This is a genomic window from Sporosarcina sp. PTS2304 (genome assembly GCF_003351785.1).
GTDB lineage: Bacteria > Bacillota > Bacilli > Bacillales_A > Planococcaceae > Sporosarcina.
Window position 1 is genome coordinate 398,209 of sequence record NZ_CP031230.1, and the last position, 24,837, is coordinate 423,045.

Annotated in this window: 15 protein-coding genes and 1 tRNA gene; 11 read left to right on the plus strand and 5 right to left on the minus strand. The window is 39.2% G+C overall.

Going from position 1 to position 24,837, the window contains the following annotated elements; genetic code table 11:
- Window positions 1–65 precede the first annotated feature (65 nt).
- From DV702_RS01705 to DV702_RS01725, 4 genes are all read left to right on the plus strand, one after another.
- A tRNA-Val gene (locus DV702_RS01705) sits at window positions 66–138 on the plus strand.
- 339 nt (window positions 139–477) lie between these two features.
- Window positions 478–1,374: an RluA family pseudouridine synthase gene (locus DV702_RS01710; RefSeq protein WP_114923160.1), complete on the plus strand. Its 897-nt coding sequence runs from the start codon at window positions 478–480 to the stop codon at window positions 1,372–1,374.
- Window positions 1,375–1,845: 471 nt separating this feature from the next.
- Window positions 1,846–3,951, plus strand: coding sequence for a heavy metal translocating P-type ATPase (locus tag DV702_RS01720; RefSeq protein ID WP_114923162.1), 2,106 nt, complete (start codon window positions 1,846–1,848; stop codon window positions 3,949–3,951).
- Between the two features lie 91 nt (window positions 3,952–4,042).
- Window positions 4,043–5,431: an aldehyde dehydrogenase gene (locus DV702_RS01725; RefSeq protein WP_371682720.1), complete on the plus strand. Its 1,389-nt coding sequence runs from the start codon at window positions 4,043–4,045 to the stop codon at window positions 5,429–5,431.
- On the opposite strand, the gene DV702_RS01730 is transcribed toward DV702_RS01725, so the two are convergent.
- Window positions 5,405–6,481 (minus strand): two-component system sensor histidine kinase NtrB, encoded by a 1,077-nt coding sequence (locus DV702_RS01730; RefSeq protein WP_114923163.1) that lies wholly within the window; start codon window positions 6,479–6,481, stop codon window positions 5,405–5,407. The genes DV702_RS01725 and DV702_RS01730 overlap by 27 nt on opposite strands.
- A gap of 184 nt (window positions 6,482–6,665) precedes the next feature.
- Here DV702_RS01730 and DV702_RS01735 point away from each other — a divergent pair, with 184 nt between their 5' ends.
- The 4 genes from DV702_RS01735 (at window position 6,666) to DV702_RS01750 (ending at window position 15,861) form a co-directional block, all read left to right on the plus strand.
- Window positions 6,666–8,162: a UDP-N-acetylmuramoyl-L-alanyl-D-glutamate--2,6-diaminopimelate ligase gene (locus DV702_RS01735; protein ID WP_114923164.1), complete on the plus strand. Its 1,497-nt coding sequence runs from the start codon at window positions 6,666–6,668 to the stop codon at window positions 8,160–8,162.
- Window positions 8,163–8,468: 306 nt separating this feature from the next.
- A complete protein-coding gene (locus DV702_RS01740; protein ID WP_114923165.1) occupies window positions 8,469–10,043 on the plus strand; it encodes a peptide chain release factor 3 in 1,575 nt (524 codons plus the stop codon).
- Between the two features lie 198 nt (window positions 10,044–10,241).
- Window positions 10,242–13,427, plus strand: coding sequence for an efflux RND transporter permease subunit (locus DV702_RS01745; protein WP_114923166.1), 3,186 nt, complete (start codon window positions 10,242–10,244; stop codon window positions 13,425–13,427).
- Window positions 13,428–15,099: 1,672 nt separating this feature from the next.
- A complete protein-coding gene (locus tag DV702_RS01750) occupies window positions 15,100–15,861 on the plus strand; it encodes a TerC family protein (RefSeq protein WP_114923167.1) in 762 nt (253 codons plus the stop codon).
- Between the two features lie 168 nt (window positions 15,862–16,029).
- On the opposite strand, the gene DV702_RS01755 is transcribed toward DV702_RS01750, so the two are convergent.
- Entirely contained in the window at window positions 16,030–17,379 is a 1,350-nt protein-coding gene (locus tag DV702_RS01755) for a TrkH family potassium uptake protein (RefSeq protein ID WP_114923168.1), read from the minus strand.
- Between the two features lie 521 nt (window positions 17,380–17,900).
- Window positions 17,901–19,670 (minus strand): B12-binding domain-containing radical SAM protein, encoded by a 1,770-nt coding sequence (locus DV702_RS01760; RefSeq protein WP_114923169.1) that lies wholly within the window; start codon window positions 19,668–19,670, stop codon window positions 17,901–17,903.
- 167 nt (window positions 19,671–19,837) lie between these two features.
- Between DV702_RS01760 and DV702_RS01765 the strand changes: the two genes are divergently transcribed.
- Entirely contained in the window at window positions 19,838–21,241 is a 1,404-nt protein-coding gene (locus DV702_RS01765; protein WP_114923170.1) for an ATP-binding protein, read from the plus strand.
- A 33-nt stretch (window positions 21,242–21,274) separates the two neighbouring features.
- Here DV702_RS01765 and DV702_RS01770 read toward each other — a convergent pair whose 3' ends face one another.
- The gene (locus tag DV702_RS01770; RefSeq protein WP_114923171.1) at window positions 21,275–21,907 is read right to left on the minus strand and encodes a hypothetical protein; all 633 of its coding nucleotides are present in this window, start codon (window positions 21,905–21,907) and stop codon (window positions 21,275–21,277) included.
- Between the two features lie 59 nt (window positions 21,908–21,966).
- Window positions 21,967–22,155, minus strand: coding sequence for a YkvS family protein (locus DV702_RS01775; RefSeq protein ID WP_114923172.1), 189 nt, complete (start codon window positions 22,153–22,155; stop codon window positions 21,967–21,969).
- A gap of 1,321 nt (window positions 22,156–23,476) precedes the next feature.
- Between DV702_RS01775 and DV702_RS17315 the strand changes: the two genes are divergently transcribed.
- Together DV702_RS17315 and DV702_RS01790 are read left to right on the plus strand one after the other, a co-directional pair.
- A complete protein-coding gene (locus tag DV702_RS17315) occupies window positions 23,477–23,647 on the plus strand; it encodes an aspartyl-phosphate phosphatase Spo0E family protein (protein WP_114923174.1) in 171 nt (56 codons plus the stop codon).
- A 188-nt stretch (window positions 23,648–23,835) separates the two neighbouring features.
- On the plus strand, window positions 23,836–24,708 hold the full coding sequence (locus DV702_RS01790) for an NAD(P)-dependent oxidoreductase (RefSeq protein WP_114923175.1): 873 nt from the start codon (window positions 23,836–23,838) through the stop codon (window positions 24,706–24,708).
- Window positions 24,709–24,837: the final 129 nt, after the last annotated feature.

Sequence of the window (24,837 nt, forward strand, 5' to 3'; positions counted from 1 at the left end):
TTATAGTATTTGTGCTTAAGACAGCTAGCTTGCTTACTTAATTTGCACAAACTAAATACATGTCCGTCCCGTTAGCTCAGTTGGGAGAGCGCTTGCTCGACAAGCAAGAGGTCACTGGTTCGAACCCAGTACGGGGCATAGGTGCCAAACCTAAGTTATTTTACCGTCGGAACACGGTTCATAACAATAAGCAGTCCTATTAGACCGAATGTCTAGGGGCTGTTTTTTTATGGTGAAAATTAAATATCGGTTTACAGAATTGTCTATTTGATTTATACAGGTTTGTCCGTAACGTGTAGAAAAATCTGTTTTTACTGGCTAAGACATATGATTAAATTTCTTACTTGTGAGACAGTGTGTCGTTCCCTAGCGCTTGCTAAGGAATCGTTTGTTTCTACAATTTATAAGATAGGGTTTAGCGCACACTAAAGCGCTGTAGTGTATAATTGAATTATCAGATAAGCGGGAGGAAGTTAGATGAAAAAAAAGCAAAAGACTTATCGGGCAACAGAATATACAGTGACAGAAACAATCGAACTCTTGCCGTTTTTATTACAAGCTATGACGAAGAACAGCCGGAATTCGGTTAAAGCGATTCTGACTCGTGGTCAAGTGGCGGTAGATGGTCAACCGGTGACCCAACATAACCATTCACTACAGCCAGGTCAGAAGGTCAGCATACAAAGTAACCAAGCGTCGCTCAATCATTCAAAATTAGTAGGTGTGACGATTATACATGAAGATGATGATCTTATTATTATCAATAAAGAGGCGGGCCTCCTATCGGTTGCTTCAAAAACAGAAAATGAATTAACTGCCTACCGTCAAGTGACAAATTACGTTCAAAGTAGCCGTCCCGACCAACGCGTATTTGTTGTGCATAGGCTAGACAAAGACACGTCAGGTGTAATGATGTTTGCTAAAAATGAAAAAACACAACAAACGCTGCAAAACAATTGGAATGAATTCGTTAAAGAACGTATGTATACAGCTTTGGTAGAAGGGAAAGTAGTGAGCGAGTCGGGAACGATTAAATCTTGGCTTACTGAAAACAGTGCGTTCAAAGTATATTCGTCACCTGTTGATAATGGTGGTCAATATGCAGTCACACATTATAAAAGAATCCAGTCAAATAAAGACTTTTCACTTTTGGAAGTTCTTTTGGAAACGGGAAGAAAAAACCAAATTCGTGCTCATATGGAGGAATTGGGATATCCAGTAGTTGGAGATAAAAAATACGGAGCAACTAGTAATCCGTTACGCCGGTTAGGACTTCATGCAACTGCTTTATCCTTCATTCATCCACGAACTGGAAAAATAGTTCGATATGTGGCAGAAATACCTCAAATATTTATATCTCGTTCAAAAAAATAATAAACTGTTAAGCCATCCCTATTGATGAATCATATTATGTATAATTGATTCATTTAAATGCGATGTAGGCGATAGAAATAAGTGGGTAACTTTGGGTGGCTAGAATACAGTGGCTATTCGATTGGATAGAGTGACGCTGACTTTGAGTGTCTTGCGGCTTGCGCTTTCAGACGATACGCTTTCCGCCGCGTGCCCTCAGGAAAGCGTTCGGTTTCTCTCGGGAGAATCCTTAAGTGTACACTAACTCTACCAATACTCGTCAAAAGCACATCATTTCCAAAAGCCAATTTCTTAGTTAAGCTTGGAAGCATTCCTCTAGAAACTATAACTCTAGGGAATGCTTTTTTCATTCTTACTTCCATTTGAATGAAGTAATTGACAAATTTATCTGATTTACATATACTGAATATAACAATCAAACGAACGATTGAATGATTCGCTACTTTGAATCTTGTTGAAAGGATTGGTTCTATGGCTACTGAGAAAAACGTCTATCGCTTACAAGGGCTATCTTGCACAAGTTGTGCAGCGAAATTCGAAAAGAATGTCCGGCAAATTGACACAGTGGAAGATGTGCAGTTAAACTTTGGTGCTTCTAAATTAACAGTTGCCGGGAATGCATCTATTGTACAACTAGAGCAAGCAGGTGCATTTGACGGAATTAAAGTATTTCCAGAAAAACAAAAAATTAGTACACAGCATACACCATTTTGGAAAAAACGCGAAAACCAAACGACTATTGCTTCACTTATTCTTTTGCTAGCTGGTTATGGCGTGTCTACAACTAATGGAGATCATAACTGGTTATCGATCGCTTTATTTTTGGCAGCTATTTTAATCGGTGGATATAGCTTAATGAAAGAAGGACTAAGTAACCTCGTCAAATTAGAGTTTGATATGTCTACGTTGATGACAATTGCTGTGATCGGGGCAGCGTTGATTGGCGATTGGGCAGAGGGAGCTGTTGTAGTATTTTTGTTTTCAGTCAGTGAAGCATTAGAAAGCTACTCGATTGATAAAGCTAGAAATTCAATCAGCTCGTTAATTGAAATCGCACCGTCTACAGCTATCGTATTGCGCAATGGTCGGGAATTTGAAGTGGAAGTAGAAGATTTACAAATTAATGATGTGATATTAATTAAACCAGGGCAGAAGATCGCGATGGATGGGGAAGTAATCCAAGGAGATTCATCCGTCAATCAAGCAGCCATTACAGGAGAATCTGTGCCTGTTCATAAAGTCATCGGAAACGAAGTGTTTGCTGGAACGCTCAATGAAGAAGGTTCAATGCAAGTGCGTGTGACAAAGCTTGCGGAAGATACTACTATAGCGAAAATTATTCATTTGGTGGAAGAAGCACAAGCAGAAAAAGCGCCTACACAACAATTTGTTGATCGCTTTGCAAAATACTATACACCTGCAATTCTTGTTATTTCTTTATTGATTATGGTACTCCCGCCGTTACTTGCTGGCGGAGCGTGGGGGGATTGGTTTTATAAAGGGTTAGTCGTACTCGTTGTCGGTTGCCCGTGCGCATTAGTTATTTCGACTCCGATTGCGATTGTCACAGCGATTGGTAACGCCGCACGAAATGGGGTTCTTATTAAAGGTGGAATTCATTTAGAGGAAACAGGGCAAATCAAAGTCATTGCTTTCGATAAAACAGGCACGCTGACGGAAGGACGTCCAGAGGTAACGGATATTGTATCGGTGTCATCTTTGACGGAAGACGAATTATTGACTCAAGCAGCATCTATTGAAAAATTCTCTCAGCATCCGCTCGCTTCAGCTATTATGAGAGCATCTGAAAAAAGCTCGAATCGCCTGGCGGAAGTAAAAAACTTTCAATCGATTACAGGTAAAGGTGCAAAAGCTGAAATAGATGGTCAGCTAGTATATGTCGGTAGCCCAAACTTATTCAAGGAAACAAGCGTAATAGACAATTCATATGAACAACAAATTATTGAATTGCAACGACAAGGAAAGACCGTCATGCTGATTTGGTCTGAATCAGGTCTACACGGGTTAATCGCTGTAGCCGATCGAGTTCGTAAAAGCAGTTTATCGATTATTAAAAAGCTGCATCAACTAGGTATTGAAAAGACAGTAATGCTGACAGGAGACAACCAGTCAACTGCGACAGCTATTGGACAGCAGCTAGGCTTATCAGAAGTAAAAGCTGAGCTATTGCCTCATGAAAAAGTAAATATGATCAAGAAGTTAGAAGCGCATGGTAAAGTTGCAATGGTTGGGGATGGTGTCAATGATGCGCCTGCCTTAGCAACAGCGACTATCGGTATTGCGATGGGCGGCGCAGGAACAGATACTGCATTGGAGACTGCGGATATCGCACTTATGGCAGACGACTTGGAAAAATTGCCATATACAATAAAATTGAGTAAGCGAACGAAGCAAGTAATTCTTCAAAATATTTCAATCGCCTTAGGATTAAAAATTATTGCTCTATTGCTAATTATTCCAGGATGGTTAACATTGTGGATGGCAGTTACAGCAGATATGGGCGCGACTGTTATTGTCGTATTGAACTCTTTGCGATTAATGCGAAGCAACGTATGAAAAAACTCCAGACGAATAAAACGTCTGGAGTTTTTTATGTTTGGTGAAATGGTAGAATAGAAGTAGTATGAAAATGAGGAGTGTGAATGGTGTGGGTATGACAGGCAATGAGTTAGAAATCATCATGAACAAACAGAAAGCATATTATGTGTCAGGTGTAACACGAAGTTTAGCGTTTCGAATTATGATGTTACAAAAATTATATGATGCGATTGAGCATTATGAAAAAGAAATTACAGACGCACTCCATAAAGATTTACGTAAACCGCCACTTGAAACGTATGTAACTGAGATAGGGTTTGTTTTATCGAGTATTACTCATACATTAAAACATCTTGATGAGTGGATGGCACCTGAAAAAGTGAAAACACCGCTTCATTTACAGCCGGCAACAAGTATGATTATTAAACAGCCGTACGGTATTGCGCTTGTGATTGGACCTTTTAACTATCCGTTGCAATTATTGCTCGACCCTTTAGTAGGCGCCATTGCTGCTGGGAATTGTGCCGTATTAAAACCATCTGAAGATGCACCGCATATAGCGAGTGTTGTAGAAAAACTGATCGATCGTACATTTCCTTCAGATTATGTGACGGTTGTGCAAGGGGGCAAGGAAGTGACGACCACTTTATTGGCTGCGCCTTTTGATTATGTATTCTTCACGGGAAGTGCAGCTGTCGGGAAGGTTGTTATGAAAGCATGTGCAGAGAGATTAACACCTCTTACGCTGGAGCTAGGTGGGAAAAGCCCTGTAATTGTTGACAGTACAGCAGATATTCGAAAGACTGCAGAAAAAATTGTATGGGGGAAGTTCCTCAATACCGGACAGACTTGTATAGCGCCAGATTATGTCTTAGCTGATGTATCAATTTACGATCAACTACTTGATGAAATGAAAAAAGCCATTCAGCGATTTTATGGCAAAGACGCCCAAAAAAGTCCAGACTACGGGCGTATTATCAATAATCGACATTACCAAAGACTTGCGAATATTTTAGAACAAGACCAATTATATATCGTAGACGGCGGACGCGTAGATGCTGAAGATTTGTATATCGAACCGACACTTCTCGCATTACCCGATTGGAATCAGGCGAGTATGCAGGAAGAAATCTTCGGGCCGATCCTTCCTATTCTACCGTATGAGAGTTTAGGATTAGCTATTCAACAAATTAGTGCACTCCCTAAATCTCTGGCTGCTTATTTCTTTACAGAAAACGAAAAAGCAGCCGATCATTTTATTGAAGCATTGCCATTTGGCGGAGGTTGCATTAACGATACTATTTCACATGCTGGGAATATCCATCTTCCTTTTGGCGGAATTGGGCCTTCAGGAATGAATCAGTATCATGGAAAAGCAAGCTTTGAAACCTTTTCGCATTCAAAGTCTATTTTGAAAAAGAGTACAGCTGTAACTATGTCGGTCAGTTATCCGCCATATAAAGGAAAATTATCATTCGTTAAACGATTTATCCGCTAAAGGTAAAAAAATAGTAGTTTTAGTTCCGACGTTTTCTACACTCTCGATTTCCAAACAGCCTTGATGATCGAATATAATCTTTTTTAAAATCAAAATTCCGAGACCAGAGCCATTTTCTTTAGTAGTATAGAACGGCTGATCGATTGCTTTTAATGTAGAAGGACTCATACCGCAACCATTATCTTGAATAGTTATGCAAATAGACTGTTCTATTTCTTTTACAGTAATATCAATTTGACCATTTTGCGCAATAGCCTCATAACTGTTCGAAAGTACATTATACAAACCTTGCTGTAAAGAGCGGCTATTGCCCAGCACTACCGCATGAGGCGTAGTTTTAATGAAATGGCAAGAGATGGAATAGGTAGTAAACTTTTCAGTAAAATCATGCAACAATTCATCAATTATTTCAACAATAGAAATTCTCCTGTGGTTATGGAAAGATGGAGCTGCTAGTGATAAGAAATCAGTAATGATTTGGTTCACTTTAGCTACTTCAACTACCATAGTATTAGTGAAATGTTGATAAGGGTTTTTGGGATCTTCGTTCATAATCTGAGTGAATCCGCTAATAGCAGTCAGTGGATTTCTTATTTCATGTGCTAAAGCAGCAGCAATTATTCTTATATTTTGTAACTTTATTAATTCTACGCTTTTCTGTTCAAGTTTAAGCTGGGAAGTAATATCACGTGTAATATAAGAAATGGCTATTACTTCATCTTGCTCATTGAAAATAGGCGTCATATTCATTTCAGCATGAAAAGTTGACCCGTCCTTTCTTTTTTCAATTACACGTTTATAGCTGAAACTAATTCCTTTTTTTAACTTCTCAAGACGTTCTTGAACATTCATTAGTTCGTCTTCAGGATAAAAGTGAATAGGTTTTCCTTTACACTCTTCTAACGTCCAACCATATAGCTTTTCAAATGCAGGGTTGCATGTGATAATTCTATTTTTCATGTCGAAAACCGACATAGCATCTTGCGATTGTTTGAAAAATTGTTCAAAATGATTATAAAACTTGGCAGAATCTTTTTCTTGGATAGACAATGTACTCACTTCCCTATTTTGATACTAGCCTAGTGACTGTCCGCGGTGGATGTGTTGTATAAATGCGAGTATGATAGAAAGAACTAGCTGATCCTATTTTACCTTATTTTCGATCTATTAAAAATACTTAAAAAAAATTATTATTATAATTGAAATAGTCTGCTTACTTATTGGAGGAAAATGTATGAATACAAATGAACTTTTATCTGTACTGCCAGTGAAAACTATAAAAGGTATCGCGCCAAAACAAGTTACAGATTTGGCCGTAGATTCTAGAGCTGTGCAGGATGGAGGTGCCTTTGTTTGTTTGAAAGGATATACTGTAAATGGGCATCAGTTTGTAGAAAAAGCGATATTGAGTGGGGCGCGATTAATTATAGCATCCGAACCTGTTATAGTGGATGAAGATCGCGTTGCAGTTGTATATGTAGAAGATACGACAAAAGCCATTCAACTATTAGCATCAAAGTTTTATGACTACCCGTCTAAACGTTTGACTATGATAGGTGTAACAGGAACGAATGGTAAAACAAGTGTTGGTAACATCATTCATGACATGTTGCGGCAAGCGGGTGAAAAGGCAGCGGTATCAGGAACGATTGGTTTTAAATTGAATGATATTTTATATGAAACGGAAAATACAACAACAGACGTACTGACAACCCAACAAATGATTGCCCAAGCAGCAAATGAAGATTGCGAGTCGATGACGATGGAAGTTTCCTCGCACGGTCTGGTAGAAGGGCGATTAGCGGGAACTGAATTTGATATTGCTATTTTTACGAATCTTACGCATGATCATTTGGATTATCATAAAACGATGGAAAATTATTGCGCTGCGAAAGGTCTTCTATTTGCACAATTAGGACAGCAATTGGATCAATCAAAATACGCTATTATTAACGCGGATGATCCTTGGAGTAGTAAACTATCGGAAATGACATCGTTTCCTATATTCACTTATGGAATTCATGTCAAGTCTTCCTTCCAAGCGACAAAAATTCAGCTCCTTGCCGATAAAACGGAATTTCAACTGCAAGCACCCGACGGCATCTATCCAGTCACGATGCCATTAATAGGGGAATTTAATATTTACAACGCATTAGCATCTATTGCGGCTCTCTATGCTAAAGGAATGTCTATCGAAGAAATTTTACCTTTATTAGCTACTGTATCTACAGTGAAAGGTCGGTTAGAGAAAGTAGAAACAGACTTGCCGTTAACAATTTTTGTGGATTATGCGCATTCACCAGATGCGATTGAAAAAGCCATAGCTACAGTACAACCTTTGAAAAAGGAAGGGACTCGCTTATTATTTTTGATTGGTACAGGGGGAAACCGCGATCGCTTAAAGCGCCCGGTGATGGGAGAGAAAGCGGCAACTGCGGACTATGTCGTTTTTACAACGGATGATCCAAGGGACGAGCCGTATGAGTCGATTGTTTCCGAGTTGAGTGCAACGATGCCGCATGCTCATTATGCGTGTATTGGTGATCGTGAAGAGGCAGTACGTCATACGATCCAAATGGCTAATGAGGGAGATATTATTATTTTTGCTGGTAAGGGTCATGAAGATTTCCAAATCATCGGTTCCACGAAGTATCCACATTCTGATGCGGAGATTGCGTTGGATGAAGCGAGGAAGAAGTTCGGCAACACTGCTACAATGGATAAACACTAAGGGCTAGTGCAAGACTGGTTGGTATCGTTACGGATTTTTTAAAGTGATAAGTTCACTGTAGTCACTTCAGCACTGGCGGTAGGCCTCCTACGTAGCGGCTACAGAAAACCGAACTCTTATTAACTCCAGAATCCAATAAAAAGTCTAGTCATGTCCCAATACCCAATCATTCATTCATCATAATTCAAGATACGACCCGTCTAGATCGAGAGCATAAAATTATTTTGGCATTTCATTGAAAAAACATTGAAATGCGTTGACATACTCTCTATGATAGGAAACGTAACTATAAAGGAGAGTACCCTGATGCAAAAAAATACACACGATGAAATCACATCGCGGAGAACGTTTGCGATCATCTCGCATCCCGATGCCGGAAAAACAACTATAACTGAAAAACTTCTATACTTTGGTGGCGCTATTCGTGACGCAGGAACAGTCAAAGGAAAGAAAAGTGGGAAATTTGCCACTTCAGACTGGATGGAAATCGAAAAACAACGTGGAATTTCCGTCACATCCTCTGTACTGCAATTTGACTACGATGGCAAACGCGTCAACATTCTGGACACACCTGGACACGAAGACTTCAGTGAAGATACGTACCGTACATTAATGGCAGTAGATGCCGCCGTTATGATGGTCGACTCGGCCAAAGGAATCGAACCACAAACGATTAAACTATTCAAAGTATGTAAAATGCGAGGAATTCCTATTTTTACATTCATTAATAAAATGGATAGACAAGGTAAAGAACCACTGGAGTTAATGGAAGAATTGGAAGAAGTGCTGGAAATACAGTCATATGCTATGAACTGGCCGATTGGAATGGGGAAAGAATTTCTAGGAATTTACGACCGTTTCAATAAGAGAGTAGAACTTGCGCGACCTGAAGATGACAATCGCTTCCTTCCCATTGATGAGGACGGTGAACTTGCAGTTGAACATTCCATGACAGAAACGTCTTATTATAAGCAAGCAGTAGAAGATGTGATGTTATTGAATGAAGCAGGTAATGACTTCGATGAAGAAAGTATCGCCAAAGGGGAGTTAACTCCTGTGTTCTTCGGAAGTGCGTTAACGAATTTTGGAGTGCAAACTTTCTTAGAAACGTTCTTGCAGTTCGCTCCGCCACCTCAACCACGAAAGACTAGAGAGGGCGATGAAGTAGATCCTGAATCCGAACTATTTTCAGGTTTTATCTTTAAAATTCAAGCGAATATGAACCCTGCTCACCGTGACCGTATTGCATTTGTTCGTATTGTGTCTGGTGAATTCGAGCGTGGAATGTCAGTGAATGTACCGCGGCTATCTAAAACATTTAAACTGACACAAACTACACAGTTTTTAGCGGATGATCGGGAAACGGTAGATGAAGCGGTAGCTGGTGACATTATTGGATTATACGATACGGGGAACTATCAAATTGGTGATACAGTAGTCGGCGGTAAAGGCAGTTTCGAGTTCGATGCACTTCCGCAGTTTACACCTGAATTATTCGTTAGAGTTGCGGCTAAAAATGTTATGAAATCCAAGCAGTTTCACAAAGGAATTTTGCAATTGGTGCAAGAAGGTGCAATTCAATATTACAAGACGTTGCATACGGAAGAGGTTATTTTAGGGGCGGTAGGTCAGCTTCAATTTGAAGTATTCGAACATCGTATGAAAGCAGAGTATCATGTAGATGTGCAAATGGAAACAATGGGTTCTAAAGTGGCACGCTGGATTGAAAATGAAGAGGATGTAAAAGAATCGATGGCGGGTCAGCGAGCGTTGCTTGTAAAAGACCGTCATGAACGAAAAGTATTCTTATTTGAAAATGAATTTGCTATGCGCTGGTTCCACGACAAATATCCCGAAATCCGTCTATATAATTTATTATAAAATGTTCTCATATTAATAGCCCGGGAGGATTCTTTCAAATCCTTCCGGGCTATTTGTAAAATTTGTGAATGACTATTTTTATTTTTTCTTATATTCGAGCAAAATATGAGGAAAAAGACACATTCAGGTGGTATGGTGGAAAGATGTATAAGACGTACCGGTCGAATGTATTCCGGTCAGAGAGAGAGGCAAAGATGAATGAAGATTAGCAGTTTTTCGGTCAAGCGACCAGTTTTTACATTAGTCACGATGTTTCTCGTCATTATATTAGGCGCTGTTTCCTTTTTTAAAATTCCGATCACACTAATTCCCGACTTAAATCCACCCGTTGCGGTAGTTGTAACAAACTATTCAGGTGCATCTCCGACAGAAGTAAGTGAGAAAATTACAAAGCCTTTGGAGGAAAGCCTATCTACAGCTCCTGGATTAAAGTCGATGCAATCTTCTTCACAAGAAGGAGCGAATTTAGTATTCCTTCAATTTGATTGGGATTCTTCTATTGATGATGTTCAAATGGATATACTTCAGCGTATAGATCAAGTGCAGGTGCCGGATGGTGCTCAAAAACCAAGATTTATGAAGTTTGATCCTTCTCAATTCCCGGTAATTCAATTGTCTTTGCGTTCCATTGATAAAGATACAAATATCCGAAAAATTGCAGAAGAACTGGAAAAAGAATTACGCCGGATTGACGGGGTAGCAAGTGTCAACGTCTCAGGTAAAATCATTGAAGATGTTCAAGTGATTTTAGATCCTGATAAATTAAAAACGTTCGGTTTAGCGCAATCGGATGTTGTCCAAAGTATTCAGGCGAGTAACGTTTCGATGCCGGGTGATCCAATTGACACCAGTGACGGCAGAAAATTGACAACGAGAATTTTAAGTACAGTTCAAAATATTTCAGATGTACGTAGTATCCAAATTGGTGTGGATCCAAAGTCCGGAGACAAGGTAAAAGTTTCCGACGTAGCAGATGTAGCCTTATTGGAGCCGAAAGTGCAAACAGAAACGAGAGCAAATGACGAACAAGCTGTACTCTTGTCTGTTCTTCAAGAGTCGGGCGCAAACACTGCAACGGTTTCCAAAGAGTTTCAAAAGTCTTTGGATAAATTACTAAAGAAAGATATGTATAAAGGTATAGAATCAGATGTAATGTTCGACCAAGGAGATTATATTCAACTAGCAATCGGTAATATTGGTCAGTCGTTAATTCTTGGTGGTTTATTTGCGATGCTAGTATTATTTGTCTTCTTGCGCGGAATAAAAAGTCCGATTATTATCGGAGTAGCTATACCGTATTCCGTAATTGTAACGTTCGTACTCATGTATTTTGCAGATTTTACATTAAATATTATGACACTCGGTGCACTGGCATTAGGAATCGGTATGTTGGTGGATAATGCGATTGTTGTAATAGAAAATATAGAGCGGCATTTAGCAATGGGGAAAACACCAGTAGAAGCCGCGAAAGACGGTTCAAAGGAAGTGGGTGGTGCAATCACTGCATCGACACTTACTACGTTAGCTGTATTTGTACCAGTCATCTTCATTACGGGTATAATTGGTCAAATCTTCACGGAGTTTGCATTGACAATTTCTTTTAGTTTATTTGCATCATTAGTAGTTGCGTTGACAGTCGTGCCGATGTTAGCGAGTCGCTTATTGAAAACTCCTGATGAAGAGACGATTGAGAAAAAGAATCGTGTGAAGAAAAATCACAGATTTGAAAATAGTGTCAAATGGGCACTGAGTCACCGACTGATTGTTTTACTTCTTACGACTGTTTTACTTGCTGCAAGTGTATTTGGAATTCTGAAAGTGGGAACTGAATTCCTTCCTGCCACAGACGAAGGTGCATTCAGCATTAATGTGAAGCTCCCTAATGGGTCTTCACTTGAAGCGACAGATGATGTAGTACAACGAATCGAAGAAGAGATGAAGAACCAAGACGATGTGGAAGTATACGTCAGTTTAGTGGGTGGAACACAGCAAAGCATGGCGCAAGGCGGATCAGAGAGCAATATGGCAGAAGTGTATGTAAAACTTAGTCCTCTTGCTGACCGAGATCGTTCAGTCTTTGAGTTTGTTGATAAAGTACAGCCGAAGATTGTCAATGAAATCGGGGATGACGCGGAAATCAGCTTTAATTTGCAGACGGCTGCTGGGTCTAGTCCAAACACTTTATCATTCTCTTTAAATGATACGAATGAAGAAAGACTAGAGAAAGCTGTATCACGAGTAGATAAGAAATTGCGTGAATTGGATTCTGTTACAGATGTTGAAAATGATTTAATTGATACAGTAGAAGAAGTAAAAATTGAAGTCGATCGAGAAAAAGCAGCAGATTTCGGGCTAGCTCCATATCAAGTTGCACAAACAGTAAGTGACGTAACGAGAGGGGTCTTTGCTTCACAAATCGTTTTTGAAAAAACAGGCGAAGTTGTCGGAGTGAATGTAAGCTATGCCGAACGTTTCCGTAATAGTGTAGACAAGTTAAAAGAATTGGAATTAAAAACTCCATTAGATACATTCGTGAAGTTAAAAGATATAGCGACAGTGGAAATTGCAGAAGGCCCCGTAGCCATTGTACGTGTGGATCAAGCACATTCAATTACTTTCACAGTAAAATATTTGTCCAGTGAATCATTGGGAGATATGACGAAAAGGGTAAATGATATAGTGGATGATCTGGATCTACCGAGTGAAGTAGAATTATCATACGGTGGAGACCGTGAATTGTTTGAAAGTGCGATTGACGATATGCTTTTGGCACTTGTATTGGCTATAGTGCTCGTATATATCGTAATGGCTGCACAATTTGAATCGTTTAAATATCCATTCGTTATTATGTTCTCTGTACCACTTATGCTGATCGGCGTATCACTTGCGTTGTTCTTTACAAATACGCCAGTCAGTATAACTGCTGTGATTGGGCTACTTATACTCGTTGGGATTGTCGTCAATAACGGAATCGTGTTAGTAGATTATATAAATCAGCGAAAAGAAGCAGGGCTGAGTTCATATGACGCCATTATGTCATCTGTACGCGACCGTGTCCGTCCAATTCTAATGACGGCGCTCACAACCATTTTGGGATTATTGCCAATAGCCCTTGGTTTAGGAGAAGGTTCTGAGTTAAATCAACCGATGGGGATTGCGGTTATTGGTGGATTGATCAGTTCCACTTTCCTTACTTTATACATTGTGCCGATCATTTATAGTTTATTTGATAGACAAACACGTAAAGGGAAAAAAACACCTAGGAGAGCACAACCCGTTAGAGAAGAAGATGAAGATGAAGGCTTGCCAGTAAAAATAACAGAAACTGTAACCGTTACGGAGACAGTAACTGAAACGGTAACTGTCAGGGAATCTAATAAATAATATGTACTTGTGGAAATCGTAAGAAAGGACTGGCCATAAAATCAGTAACATCTGATTTAATGTGACAGTCTTTTTTTTAGAGAATTGTTTCCAGCCATGCCTGTTGATTAACTACATTATGTATAAATCAGTCATTCATATATGTAAAAGCGAGTTTGACTATGGCTATTGAATGGAGTAACACAGACCTGGATTATCTTGCGGCTTGCGCTTCCAGACGATACGCTTTCCGGAGGGGGCGCGGTGGACCGTCAAGCACTGCGAGTTACACCTGTCAAATGCAAAGATGTGCTCCTTCTCGCTCCGCTTCACTCGCAAAAGCCGTCCTTCGCTACGACTTTCCCTTATCCTCTCGGAGTCGATCGTCTTCCAGCTTCAGCCGTACTTAGTGTAGGCAAGACAGTTTGATCACTCTTTGTATGTGGTGAAGACTACGTGGGCTTGTCTGCTACTTCATGTTCGTTTATTAGATGGAGCAAGGCTAACTTGAAGAGTCTTACGGCTTGCGCTTCCAGACGATACGCTTTCCGGAGGGGGCGCGGTGGACCTCGCAAAAGTGCACTGCGAGTTACACCTGTCGCCCTGATCCTCCCGGAGTCGATCGTCCTCCAGCTTCAGCCGTACTTAGTGTGTGTAAGACAGTTTGATCACTCTTTGTAGTTGGTGAAAAACAAGTAGACTTGTCTAATATAATGCGACCGTTTTTGAAGTTAAAAAGCGGTGAAGTGTTGCTAGCTACTATGACTGTTTCGATGAACTGTGTGGAAAAGCAATGACTCTATATGTATTCAATCAGGCAATCCAAAGCTTCATCAACACTGTACAGGAGAATTCACTTCCCATACTTTATTTCTGGACGAACACCAACTGACTTCCCGACACAAACTCAAGGATTCTCCCGGAAGAACCGGCGACTCCTGGAGGATCAGCACGACAGGCGTAATCGCCAACGCACTTCTGGCGAGTCCGCCGCGTGCCCTCAGGAAAGCGTCCGGTTTCTCTCGGGAGAATCCTCACACGTACACTACTTTTCTACCCTACAAAGGAGAAGTTACGTACCCCACTCCAACTTCTGGACGAACATCAACTGATTTCCCAACAAAAACTCAAGGATTCTCCCGGAAGAACCGGCGACTCCTGGAGGATCAGCACGACAGGCGTAATCGCCAACGCACTTCTGGCGAGTCCGCCGCGTCCCCTCAGGAAAGCGTCCGGTTTCTCTCGGGAGAATCCTAAACGATACACTACCTCTACAACTACTCGTCAAGATCATCTCATCTCTAAAAATATCATTCCATTCTTTAAATAATCATCAGGCTTGATTTTCAGCAAATGTTTTAAATTCATTTCTTCTTAATAAGGAATAAAATGGTCAAGAAGAAAGTATAATGCTAGTGGAATTGTATGTATAACTAGTGTCAAATAAATAATTTGCAAACGAAAGTTATTATGTTATAATACTTGAAAAGCATCCAATAACTTAATAACTTTTGACGCAATGTCAAAGGGGAGTAGCTATAGGGAAACCTATTTCATAATCGTCAATACATGGTCTTCAATCGCCATCGGTTATGATAGCTGGATTTTGAACGTAAAATTCCGACTTAGCGAGACCTTTGCCTATTATTAGGTGAGGGTCTTTTTATATTGTGAAAAACAGGGAGGAATTTTTTTGGATCCGATTTTATTAGAATACGCGTGGGTGCTCGTCGTACTGATTGTGCTTGAAGGCTTATTAGCGACAGACAATGCAGTCGTCATGGCAGTAATGGTTAAACACTTACCGAAACCTCAACAGAAAAAAGCACTGTTCTACGGTTTAGTTGGAGCTTTCGTGTTCCGATTTGCTGCATTGTTCATGATTACATTCTTAGTAAACATTTGGCAGATACAAGCGCTCGGTGCAGCATATTTATTAATTATTTCAGCGAAGAACATATATGATAAAGTGACTCATTCGCAAAAAGAACATCCTGATAAAAAGCCTCGAAAACAATCCGGCTTCTGGATGACTGTCTTCAAAGTGGAACTTGCAGATATCGCATTTGCGTTAGATTCCATGCTGGCGGCAGTTGCTCTTGCTGTAACGTTACCGGAACTAGGTAATTTCCATGTGGGGGGCATTAACGGTGGACAATTTATCGTTATGTTGCTTGGTGGAATGATAGGCTTAATCATGATCCGTTTTGCAGCTAGACAATTTGTTATCTTACTGGAGAAATATCCAACACTGGAAACAGCAGCTTTCTTAATTGTAGGTTGGGTAGGAGTGAAGTTGGTCGTGTTGACGTTAGCACATCCTGCATTGCTTATTATACCTGAAACATTCCCCCACTCTACGCTTTGGAAAACAACTTTCTGGGTTGTACTTCTTATCTTAGCTTTTGGTGGTTATGCGCTTGCGGTAGTAAAACAACGACTAAAAAATTCATAATAAAAAGGACCGTCCAGAAGATCAGTGCATCTGATTTTCTGTGAAGGTCCTTTTCTTATGGAAACAAATCATTAAAAAATTATAAAGTAAAGTCGGTCTGAGAAAAAGGAATACTTTTTCTTTGCATGATTCATGTAAAGAATGTATTGACGGTGTTTTTTCTCTTCGTTATCCAATAATGACACGTTCTTTCGGATAATGATACGGTGTTTTATTGGTCTTACCACCTAGCGTATAGATGAATGAAATTAATCCTACACGGCCTATAAACATTAGAGCCATAATGATTAGTTTACCAACGACCGATAAATCCGAAGTAATCCCAAGTGACATTCCGCACGTTCCAAATGCTGATGTAATTTCAAACAGCAAAGGTACTACAGGGATTCCAGGCTCTGTCAATAGCAATATTAATAATGCAGTCATAACCATCACACACGCTACAAGAATAACTGCATACGAGCGAAACACATCTATTAACTTAATTTGTCTTTTAAAAATATGAATGACGTCATTGCCTCGTGCAAAATTAATAAGAAATAACAGTGCAATCGCAAACGTAGTCGTGCGAATTCCGCCACCAACCGAACTCGGTGATGCCCCGATAAACATTAGTGAACTGACAAGTATATCTGTCGCTTCACTAAAGTGAGTGACGTCATATGTGACAAGGCCTGCAGACCGTGCTGACACTGAATGAAACAGAGCTGTGAAGAATTGCTGATGCCAACTCATCCCTTTAAAAGAATGAAATGACTCCAACAACCAAATCATAGCGGTACCCACTACCATTAACATACCAAACGTCGCTGTCGTAACTTTTGTAAACAAAGAAAATCGGAAATGAGGTACTTTTTTTGAAAAATAACTTTTCACTTCAATTAATACTGGAAAGCCAATTGCGCCTAAAATAATTAATATCATAAGGATGATCTGCACAAAATAATCATCATGATACGACATCATAGATGAACCTGTAATATCAAAGCCGGCATTCGTAGTAGCGGAAACTGACATGAACATTCCGTTTAGTAACGCTTCGCTGAACGAGTGATAAAAACGAGAAATATACGCTGTTAGTATTGCTCCGCCCACTAGCTCAATCACAAAAATAATTTGTATAATTTGACGGATTAACTTAACGACACCTTGTAATGTGTATTGATTCGTATCAATCATAATTAGTTGGCGCTCTCTCAATCCAATGCGTTTTTTTACAAGTAACCAAAAAAACGTACCTAATGACATGATTCCTATACCGCCTAATTGCAAAACTAGCATAATCATGCATAAACCAAATACCGAATAAGTTTCTCCTATATTAATAGATGATAGACCAGTGACGCTTACAGCACTCACAGCAGTGAATAAACTATCTATAAGTGGTACTTGTACACCTGGTTTATACACTCCGGGTAAATTAAGCAAAAGGAAGGAGGAAGCAATGGCCAAAAAATAATAGAACACGATAATTTGTGCTGGCGTAAATTTATGAAAAACTTCCCTTGAAAATCTCATTTTTTTCAATTTCCTTTCATAACGAAAACTTCATTTTCTTACTTTATCAAATGGGCTTATGAAAAGATAGCGCTACAATAAACTTTGCTCTCTTTTAGTCATTTTAAACCTTTCATTGTCGATATACAAACCCTATCTGATATATTGAGAAAAGGAACTCTTTTGCATATATGTATCGTATAATAGGCGAATTATACATTATTATAAAAAAGTCAAGCCTATTGATTATTGAAATAAAGGAGTTGGCATTTGGTGGTGCGGAAAAGTAGTGTACGTGTTAGGATTCTCCCGAGAGAAACCGGACGCGCAAGCCGCATGACACTCTAAGTCAGCTTTACTCCATTTCTTCTATTTAATTATATGTACTAAATTAATGATCGTAGGAAGATGCATGAACATCACTAAAATAAAATTTGCTCCTCTGCGATCCAAAAGGCATGCTTTCCGATAAATGAGTTGTATCCATAAGAAAAGGACTGTTAAGAAGATCAGATGCTACTGACTTTCTTAACAGTCCATTTTCACTTTTGATATTCTTTTACAGAATCTACGGTACTTTGAGATAAATGATAATGTGTAGCTGTTTCACCTGGACTATATTGAACGATTAAATAGCCCGGTTCTTCTACAACTGTAAAATCATCTAAAACCTTAGCTGCTGTTTCTGTAATGAACACTTGTTTTCTAATCGTCCGCTCTGTATAGCGATAGGTTTCAAAAGAATCGCCTAAAAGATGCGGGGAGTGAACGAGTAGCTGATTAATGTCTTTTATTTGTTCTTCCTGCAATGTGGATGAAGGGGCCCACCAAATCTTTCTTGGCAAGAACTTTTGGTGCAATAAATAATCTAGTTTCATTAAACTTTGTGCAACAGCCATATCTACTTGTAGCACATCTCTTAGAAATTGTTCCAGTCGAGTAAACAAATCTTCAAACTGATGTCCAATCCGTGACCATCCTTGTTTTTCCCAGAAGTTACCGAACAGTTGGAAAAAGTCGAAAGGTGTTTCTACTAATGTAGTAACTATATACTCCATAGAGTGTATAAAACGACCAGAATTCCAGTATTTTTCAAGAATGTCTTCTGTTTGTTTAATCTTCAGCATATCATCAAAAGACAATACATTATTGGAGACGATTTCGTAAGGAGCTGTGTCGATGTAACGATAGCCGTATTGTTCTGCTTGAATACGTAGGCCAGTGCCGCGTAAAAGTTTTAAAAAGCCTAGTTGTAACTCTTCCGGTCGCAGGGCGAAAACCTCATTGAATGTATCACGGAATGATGCATAATCTTCTTCTGGTAAGCCCGCGATTAAATCAAGGTGTTGCGCAATTTTTCCACCCTCTTTGACCATCGTTACTGTCCGCGATAGTTTTGTAAAGTTTTGTCGTCTTTTGACAAGTTCATTTGTCAGATCGTTAGTTGATTGCACACCAATTTCAAATCTGAATAGCCCAGCCGGTGCATGATCGTTTAAAAATTGAATGACTTCAGGTCGCATAATATCGCCGGTGATTTCAAATTGAAAGACAGTTCCCGGTACGTGCTCATCAATTAAAAATTGAAACATTTCCATTGCGTAGCTACGGCTAATATTAAATGTACGATCGACAAATTTAATCGTTTTCGCACCATTTGCCATTAAGTATCGAATATCTTCTTTAATGGCATCGCGATTGAAATAACGAACACCAACTTCAATAGAAGACAGACAGAATTGGCATGAGAAAGGACATCCTCTGCTCGTTTCTATATACACAACCCGATTAGGAAGATGCGGTATGTCTTCAGTAAAACGGAAAGGAGATGGAAGTGTACGTAAATCTAATTTTGGACCAGGGGCCGTGATTTTCAATTGTTTCTCTTGTCGGTAAGCAATCCCTTGAACGTCTGTAATATTCATTTTCCCATCAATCGCTTGAAGAAGATCTTTGAAAGTTTTTTCTCCTTCACCTATGACTATATAATCAATTTCTGGTACTCTTTCCAGCCATTGATCGTAATCATATGTCACTTCTGGACCACCGCATACAACAATCGTATGTGGGCTTGTTAATTTAAGTAAGCGAATTGCTTTAATCGTTTCTTCAATATTCCATATATAAGCGCTGAAGCCAACAACGTCCGGCGAGTGTTGATATAAATCTGAAACAATTGATAATGTTGGATCATGAATAGTAAATTCTGCCAGCTCACAAGTATACTCCGGTTCGGCATAAGCCTTTAGGTACCGTATAGCTATATTGGTGTGTATATATTTTGCGTTTAAAGTAGATAGAACGATGTTCATTTATAAGCTCCTTGAAAAGTAAATGTAGTTTCCTGTATGTTGAAGTAGACTTTATACCTATATTAAAGTTTTTGCAATCATGCAATAATTAAAGTGCAAATGGAATTTATTTCATAAATATCAAGTTATCGTATTTTACTGGATTTTGAAGTAGGGGGGATCATAGTATGGTAATGAGAATATCAGATAAAAACAAGTATTTAGAAAGCGCGCTCTATAAACTAATCATTGATGAAAATGGACGTATATTAGGAGGAACGAGTGCTTTTAAAAAATTAGTCAAAGCAAAAAATCTGCCTTCCCATATTTCAGAAGTATTTGATGATGTACTTTTTGGAAAACTGCACGTCATCCTTGAAAGCAACAAACACTCTAAAACAATTATCCAAAACCAGTTAGCCGGTAATTTAAGAATCAGTAATAAACAAAACACATCCTGTTATATTATATACCAGCCTGACAGAAAAATGGCGATTATTACGATAAATATTGATTTATTAAGTCAAACATATGAAAATTCTTTTATGACTTGTCCTACACCATCAGCAATCATCAATGAATGGGGATTTTTTGTTTCAGTTAATGATGCATTTCATAAAAATTTTCATTTCCCAACGACTACTAATAACGTGAAATTCGAAAGCTTTTTAAAAGATTTTCAATTCGAAGAGGATTTTTGTTTTAAAAATTTATTTTTGCACGCGAGGAATCAAACGACAGTCCACGCAAGAGCATCATTTGAACGGTATGGAGAAATGAACTATTACAATATATTTTTGAAGTTTGACATAAAAACTGAAATGTATCATTTACGAGTAGAAAATATAACAGAACAAGAACAACTCCTAAAATTGCTAGCTCATAATGAACAATTGAGTATGACAGGAGAAATTGCGGCTAGTATTGCACATGAAGTACGAAATCCTATGACTACACTTCAAGGATTTTTACAGTTACTCGAACACGAAGTATCAGGTAATGCACATAAATATGTAACGGTAATTCAAGATGAAGTAAAGCGAATGAACGATATTCTCAATGAGATGCTCTTAATCTCGAAACCTATTGTAGATGAAAAAACAATCTTTTCACTTACAGTGTTAATCGAAGAAGTGTTAACTCTTCTTAGACCGAAAGCTTTGCTAGATCAAATCAATATCGTCAATGAAATTCGAATAGTAGAACCTGTATTGATAAAAGCGAATCCAAATCGCATCAAGCAAGTATTAGTAAATTTATTCAAAAATGCTATGGAAGCGATGGAGCCCAATGGTACATTGAATGTAATTGTAAGTGACGAAACCTCGCAGATGGTCGAAATCATCATCTCTGACACAGGTACAGGCATCAGTGAAGAATTACTTGACAATATATTTGATCCTTTTGTATCGTCTAAACAGGGAGGCACTGGTTTAGGTTTACCATTTGTCGGTAAAACGGTAAAAGAATCCGGTGGAACAATTGCAGTGAAAAGTGAAGTCGGAAAAGGAACTGAATTCCAATTGAAATTTCCTCTTCTCGAAGCTAGTTTAGTAGATGATAAATCTGAAGTTTATATACAAAAAAGCTGAACCGCATGAATGGTTCAGCTTTTTTGTAAGATTTTATTTAATAGTAGAAGCCATCTGTTTAAATTCTTCAACATGTTCGTTCTCTTCAGCAGCATAAATTGTCACGCGGATGAGCATATCTTCACGTTCCATAACAAACCCTTTAAAGTACCCTTCATCAGACTTCACTTCTGCACCTTTTACGTTAAGAATCCCTTCATTTTTTGGGAGGTCTGAGTCTGCAGTAAGTTCGGCTGGCGTTTCACCATCGCTTGATGCTGCCAATAATTCTTCCATATTTTCGTAAAGCTCATCGAACGTATACGATTCATCCTCTTTAGACATTGTTTCGATTCGCATGAATAGTCCGCTGTCTTCCTCTACATATAAACTATCTCTGCCTGGCTCTTCGCTAGCTAAGACGTATCCAGGAAGCACCATTATAGAATAGTCTTGTTCATCACTTTTAGTTTCAACAGCATCTTTAAGACCATCTTGATCTGTATTTGGATCCTCTACAGCTACGGAATCATTTTCTTCAACATCTGTTTCTGGAGTAGTAGGTTCTTCCACCGTGCTACCAGTCGTGTTTTCTTTGTCTGTTTCATTTGTATCAGAGGTTCCGCAAGCTGCTAGCATTATAGAGACAGCGAATGATGCGAAGACAATACGCCATTTATTATTCATTATGTTACACTCCTTTAGTTAAATTTCTACTTATTGGACGGATTGGAAAGTAAAAAGTTTCATTCAGTCGCGCTGTGAATGATCGTATATCGTTTATGATTGATGACCGTTTTTTCTTCCATTGTCTGTTCATCGAAATTATCCATATAAGTTAAGTCTACAATTACGGAGTTTTCATTCACTTTTTCTACAATACCTTGTAAACCATCCTTGAATTCAATAATATCTCCTATTTCTGCAATCGTCATCTAGTTACATCCTTTCTGGGTCATGAATTTCTACTATTTAAAAGCAGAGTAAATAACTATTTTCATAATTACTTTATAGTTTGCCTTAAAATGTGTGAAAGGTAAAGTATTATCTTTTGCTACGCTTCTTAATTGTCTAAATACAGGAATTTCCTTTTGGATGATGCGCTTTTGATGAGTAGATGTAGAAGTGGTGTATGTGCTAGTATTCTCCCTGCAGAACTAGACGCTTTCCTGAGGGCACGCGGCGGACTCGCCAGAAGTTCTTTGGCGATTACGCCTGTCAAGTGCAAAGATGTGCTCCTTTTCGCTGCGCTTCACTCGCAAAAGCCGTCCTTCGCAACGGCTTTTCCTGATCCTCCAGGAGTCGCCGGTTCTTCCGGGAGAATCCTTGAGTTTATGTTGGGAAACCAGTTGGTGTTCGTCCAGAAGTTAGAGTAGGATAAGTGACTTCTCCTTTGTAGTGTATAAAGTGAGTGTACGTGCTAGGATTCTCCCTACAGAACCGGACGCTTTCCTGAGGGCACGCGGCGGACTCGCCAGAAGTGCGTGGCGATTACGCCTGACGTGCTGATCCTCCAGGAGTCGCCGGTTCTTCCGGGAGAATCCTTGAGTTTGTGTCGGGATGTCAGTTTATGTTCGTCCAGAAATTAAGTATGGTAAATTCTGCTTCCTGAACAGTGTGGGTGAAGCTTTGAATTGCCTGTGTGAATGCATATAGAGTCATTTCTTTTTCCACTCAGTTCATCGAAACAGTCATAGTAGCTAGCAACACTTCGCTGCTTTTTAACTTCAAAAACGGTCGTATTGTATCAGACAATTCTACATGGTTCTCATCAACTACAAAGAGTGATGAAACTGTCTTACACACACTACGTACGGCTGAAGCTGGAAGACGATCGACTCCGGGAGGATCAAGGACGACAGGCGTAACCCGCAATGCTCTTTTGCGGGGTCCGCCGCGTCCCCTCCGGAAAGCGTATCGTCTGGAAGCGCAAGCCACAAGACTCTCCAAGTCAGCCTTGCTTCATCTAACAAACGAATATAAAATAGCACACAAGCCCACGTAGTCTTCACCACCTACAAAGAGTGATCAAACTGTCTTGCACACTCTAAGTCAGCTTCACTCCATCCAATCGCTATAGATAAAGTCGCTTTTACCTAAATGAATGAGTGAATTGTTCATCATATGATTAATCAACAGGATTAATCTTTTGCATCTAGTAGTTGAATAGAAAGTTTGTCGAGAAAAGTCGAAAAGTTTATGAGGAAAAACTCATGTTTTTAGTATAGTATAGAGAGAAACCATTTATGATGGAAGGTGTTTGATTTGGAATGTGATTGTGAGTTTGAAATTGAGCGTCTAAGGAAACAACTCATTAAAGTTGCTGAAGAAGAGGGCTTGCATGCGGATAAGACAATAATTCTAAGTCGTAAATTGGATATAATGATTAATAAGTTTGATCAACAAGAAATTGATAATGATTCATAAAAATAACGGATTCAGGTTTATAATATATAAAAAAGGGCAAACTACAAATGAACACAGCAACATTATCATTTCCCCCTTTTGTGGATCGATCTCGAATAGATCGATCCTCTTTTTTTGCTTTGTTCATTGTAAAAATATTTCAACTTCGATACGATAGTCTATATAGATAACTTGTGAGGGGTGTTACGATGAAAACTGAAAAAATTGCTTTTATTGGGACAGGTGTTATGGGAGCTAGTGTAGTAAAACATTTAATGCGAGCTTCTTTTGATGTGACCGTGTATACACGTACAAAATCGAAAGCGAATGCGTTGATTGAATTGGGTGCTCATTGGGCGAACACAGTAGCAGAAGCGGTACGTGAAGCAGATATCGTATTCACGATGATTGGTATGCCGTCAGATGTCGAAGAAGTGTATTTATCCGAAAGTGGAGTTTTTGCTAATGGCCATGCTGGTCAAATAGTAGTAGATATGACAACTTCTAGCCCTGAGTTGGCTGTTCGGTTAGCTGAGAAAGCACAGTCTTTGGGCATGTTTTCATTGGATGCGCCGGTATCTGGCGGAGATATTGGTGCGAAAAACGGTACACTTTCTATTATGTGCGGAGGGCAAAAAGAGTTGTTTGATCGCTTGATGCCAATACTTTCTGTGTTTGGAGAAAAGATTGTTTATCAAGGAGAAGCAGGGGCAGGCCAACATGCTAAAATGTGCAATCAAATTACTGTAGCTGGTACGATGATAGGTATATGTGAAGCGCTTGCGTATGCGATGAAATCAGGTCTTGATCCAGATACTATGCTGCAATCAGTTGCTTCAGGTGCGGCAGGTTCTTGGAATTTATCAGCCCTAGGACCGCGTATTATTCAAGAAGATTATGAACCGGGCTTTTATGTGAAACATTTTGTTAAAGATTTAAATATAGCCCTAAGAGAAGCTGAAGCACTACAATTAGAATTGCCAGGGTTAACGTTGGCTCAAAAAATGTATAGTGAATTACTGGATAAGGGATATGGTGAGAAAGGGACACAGGCGCTCATAAAGCATTATATAAATAGCTAGAAAAGAGAACATGTAACCATAGAAAATGAGGCTGTCCGGAAAGTCAGTAGTTTCTGATTTTTCGATACGGTCTTTTTCTTATGGGCACAACTTATTTGTTGGTTGCCCTTTTTAATCTGAATCGATTGA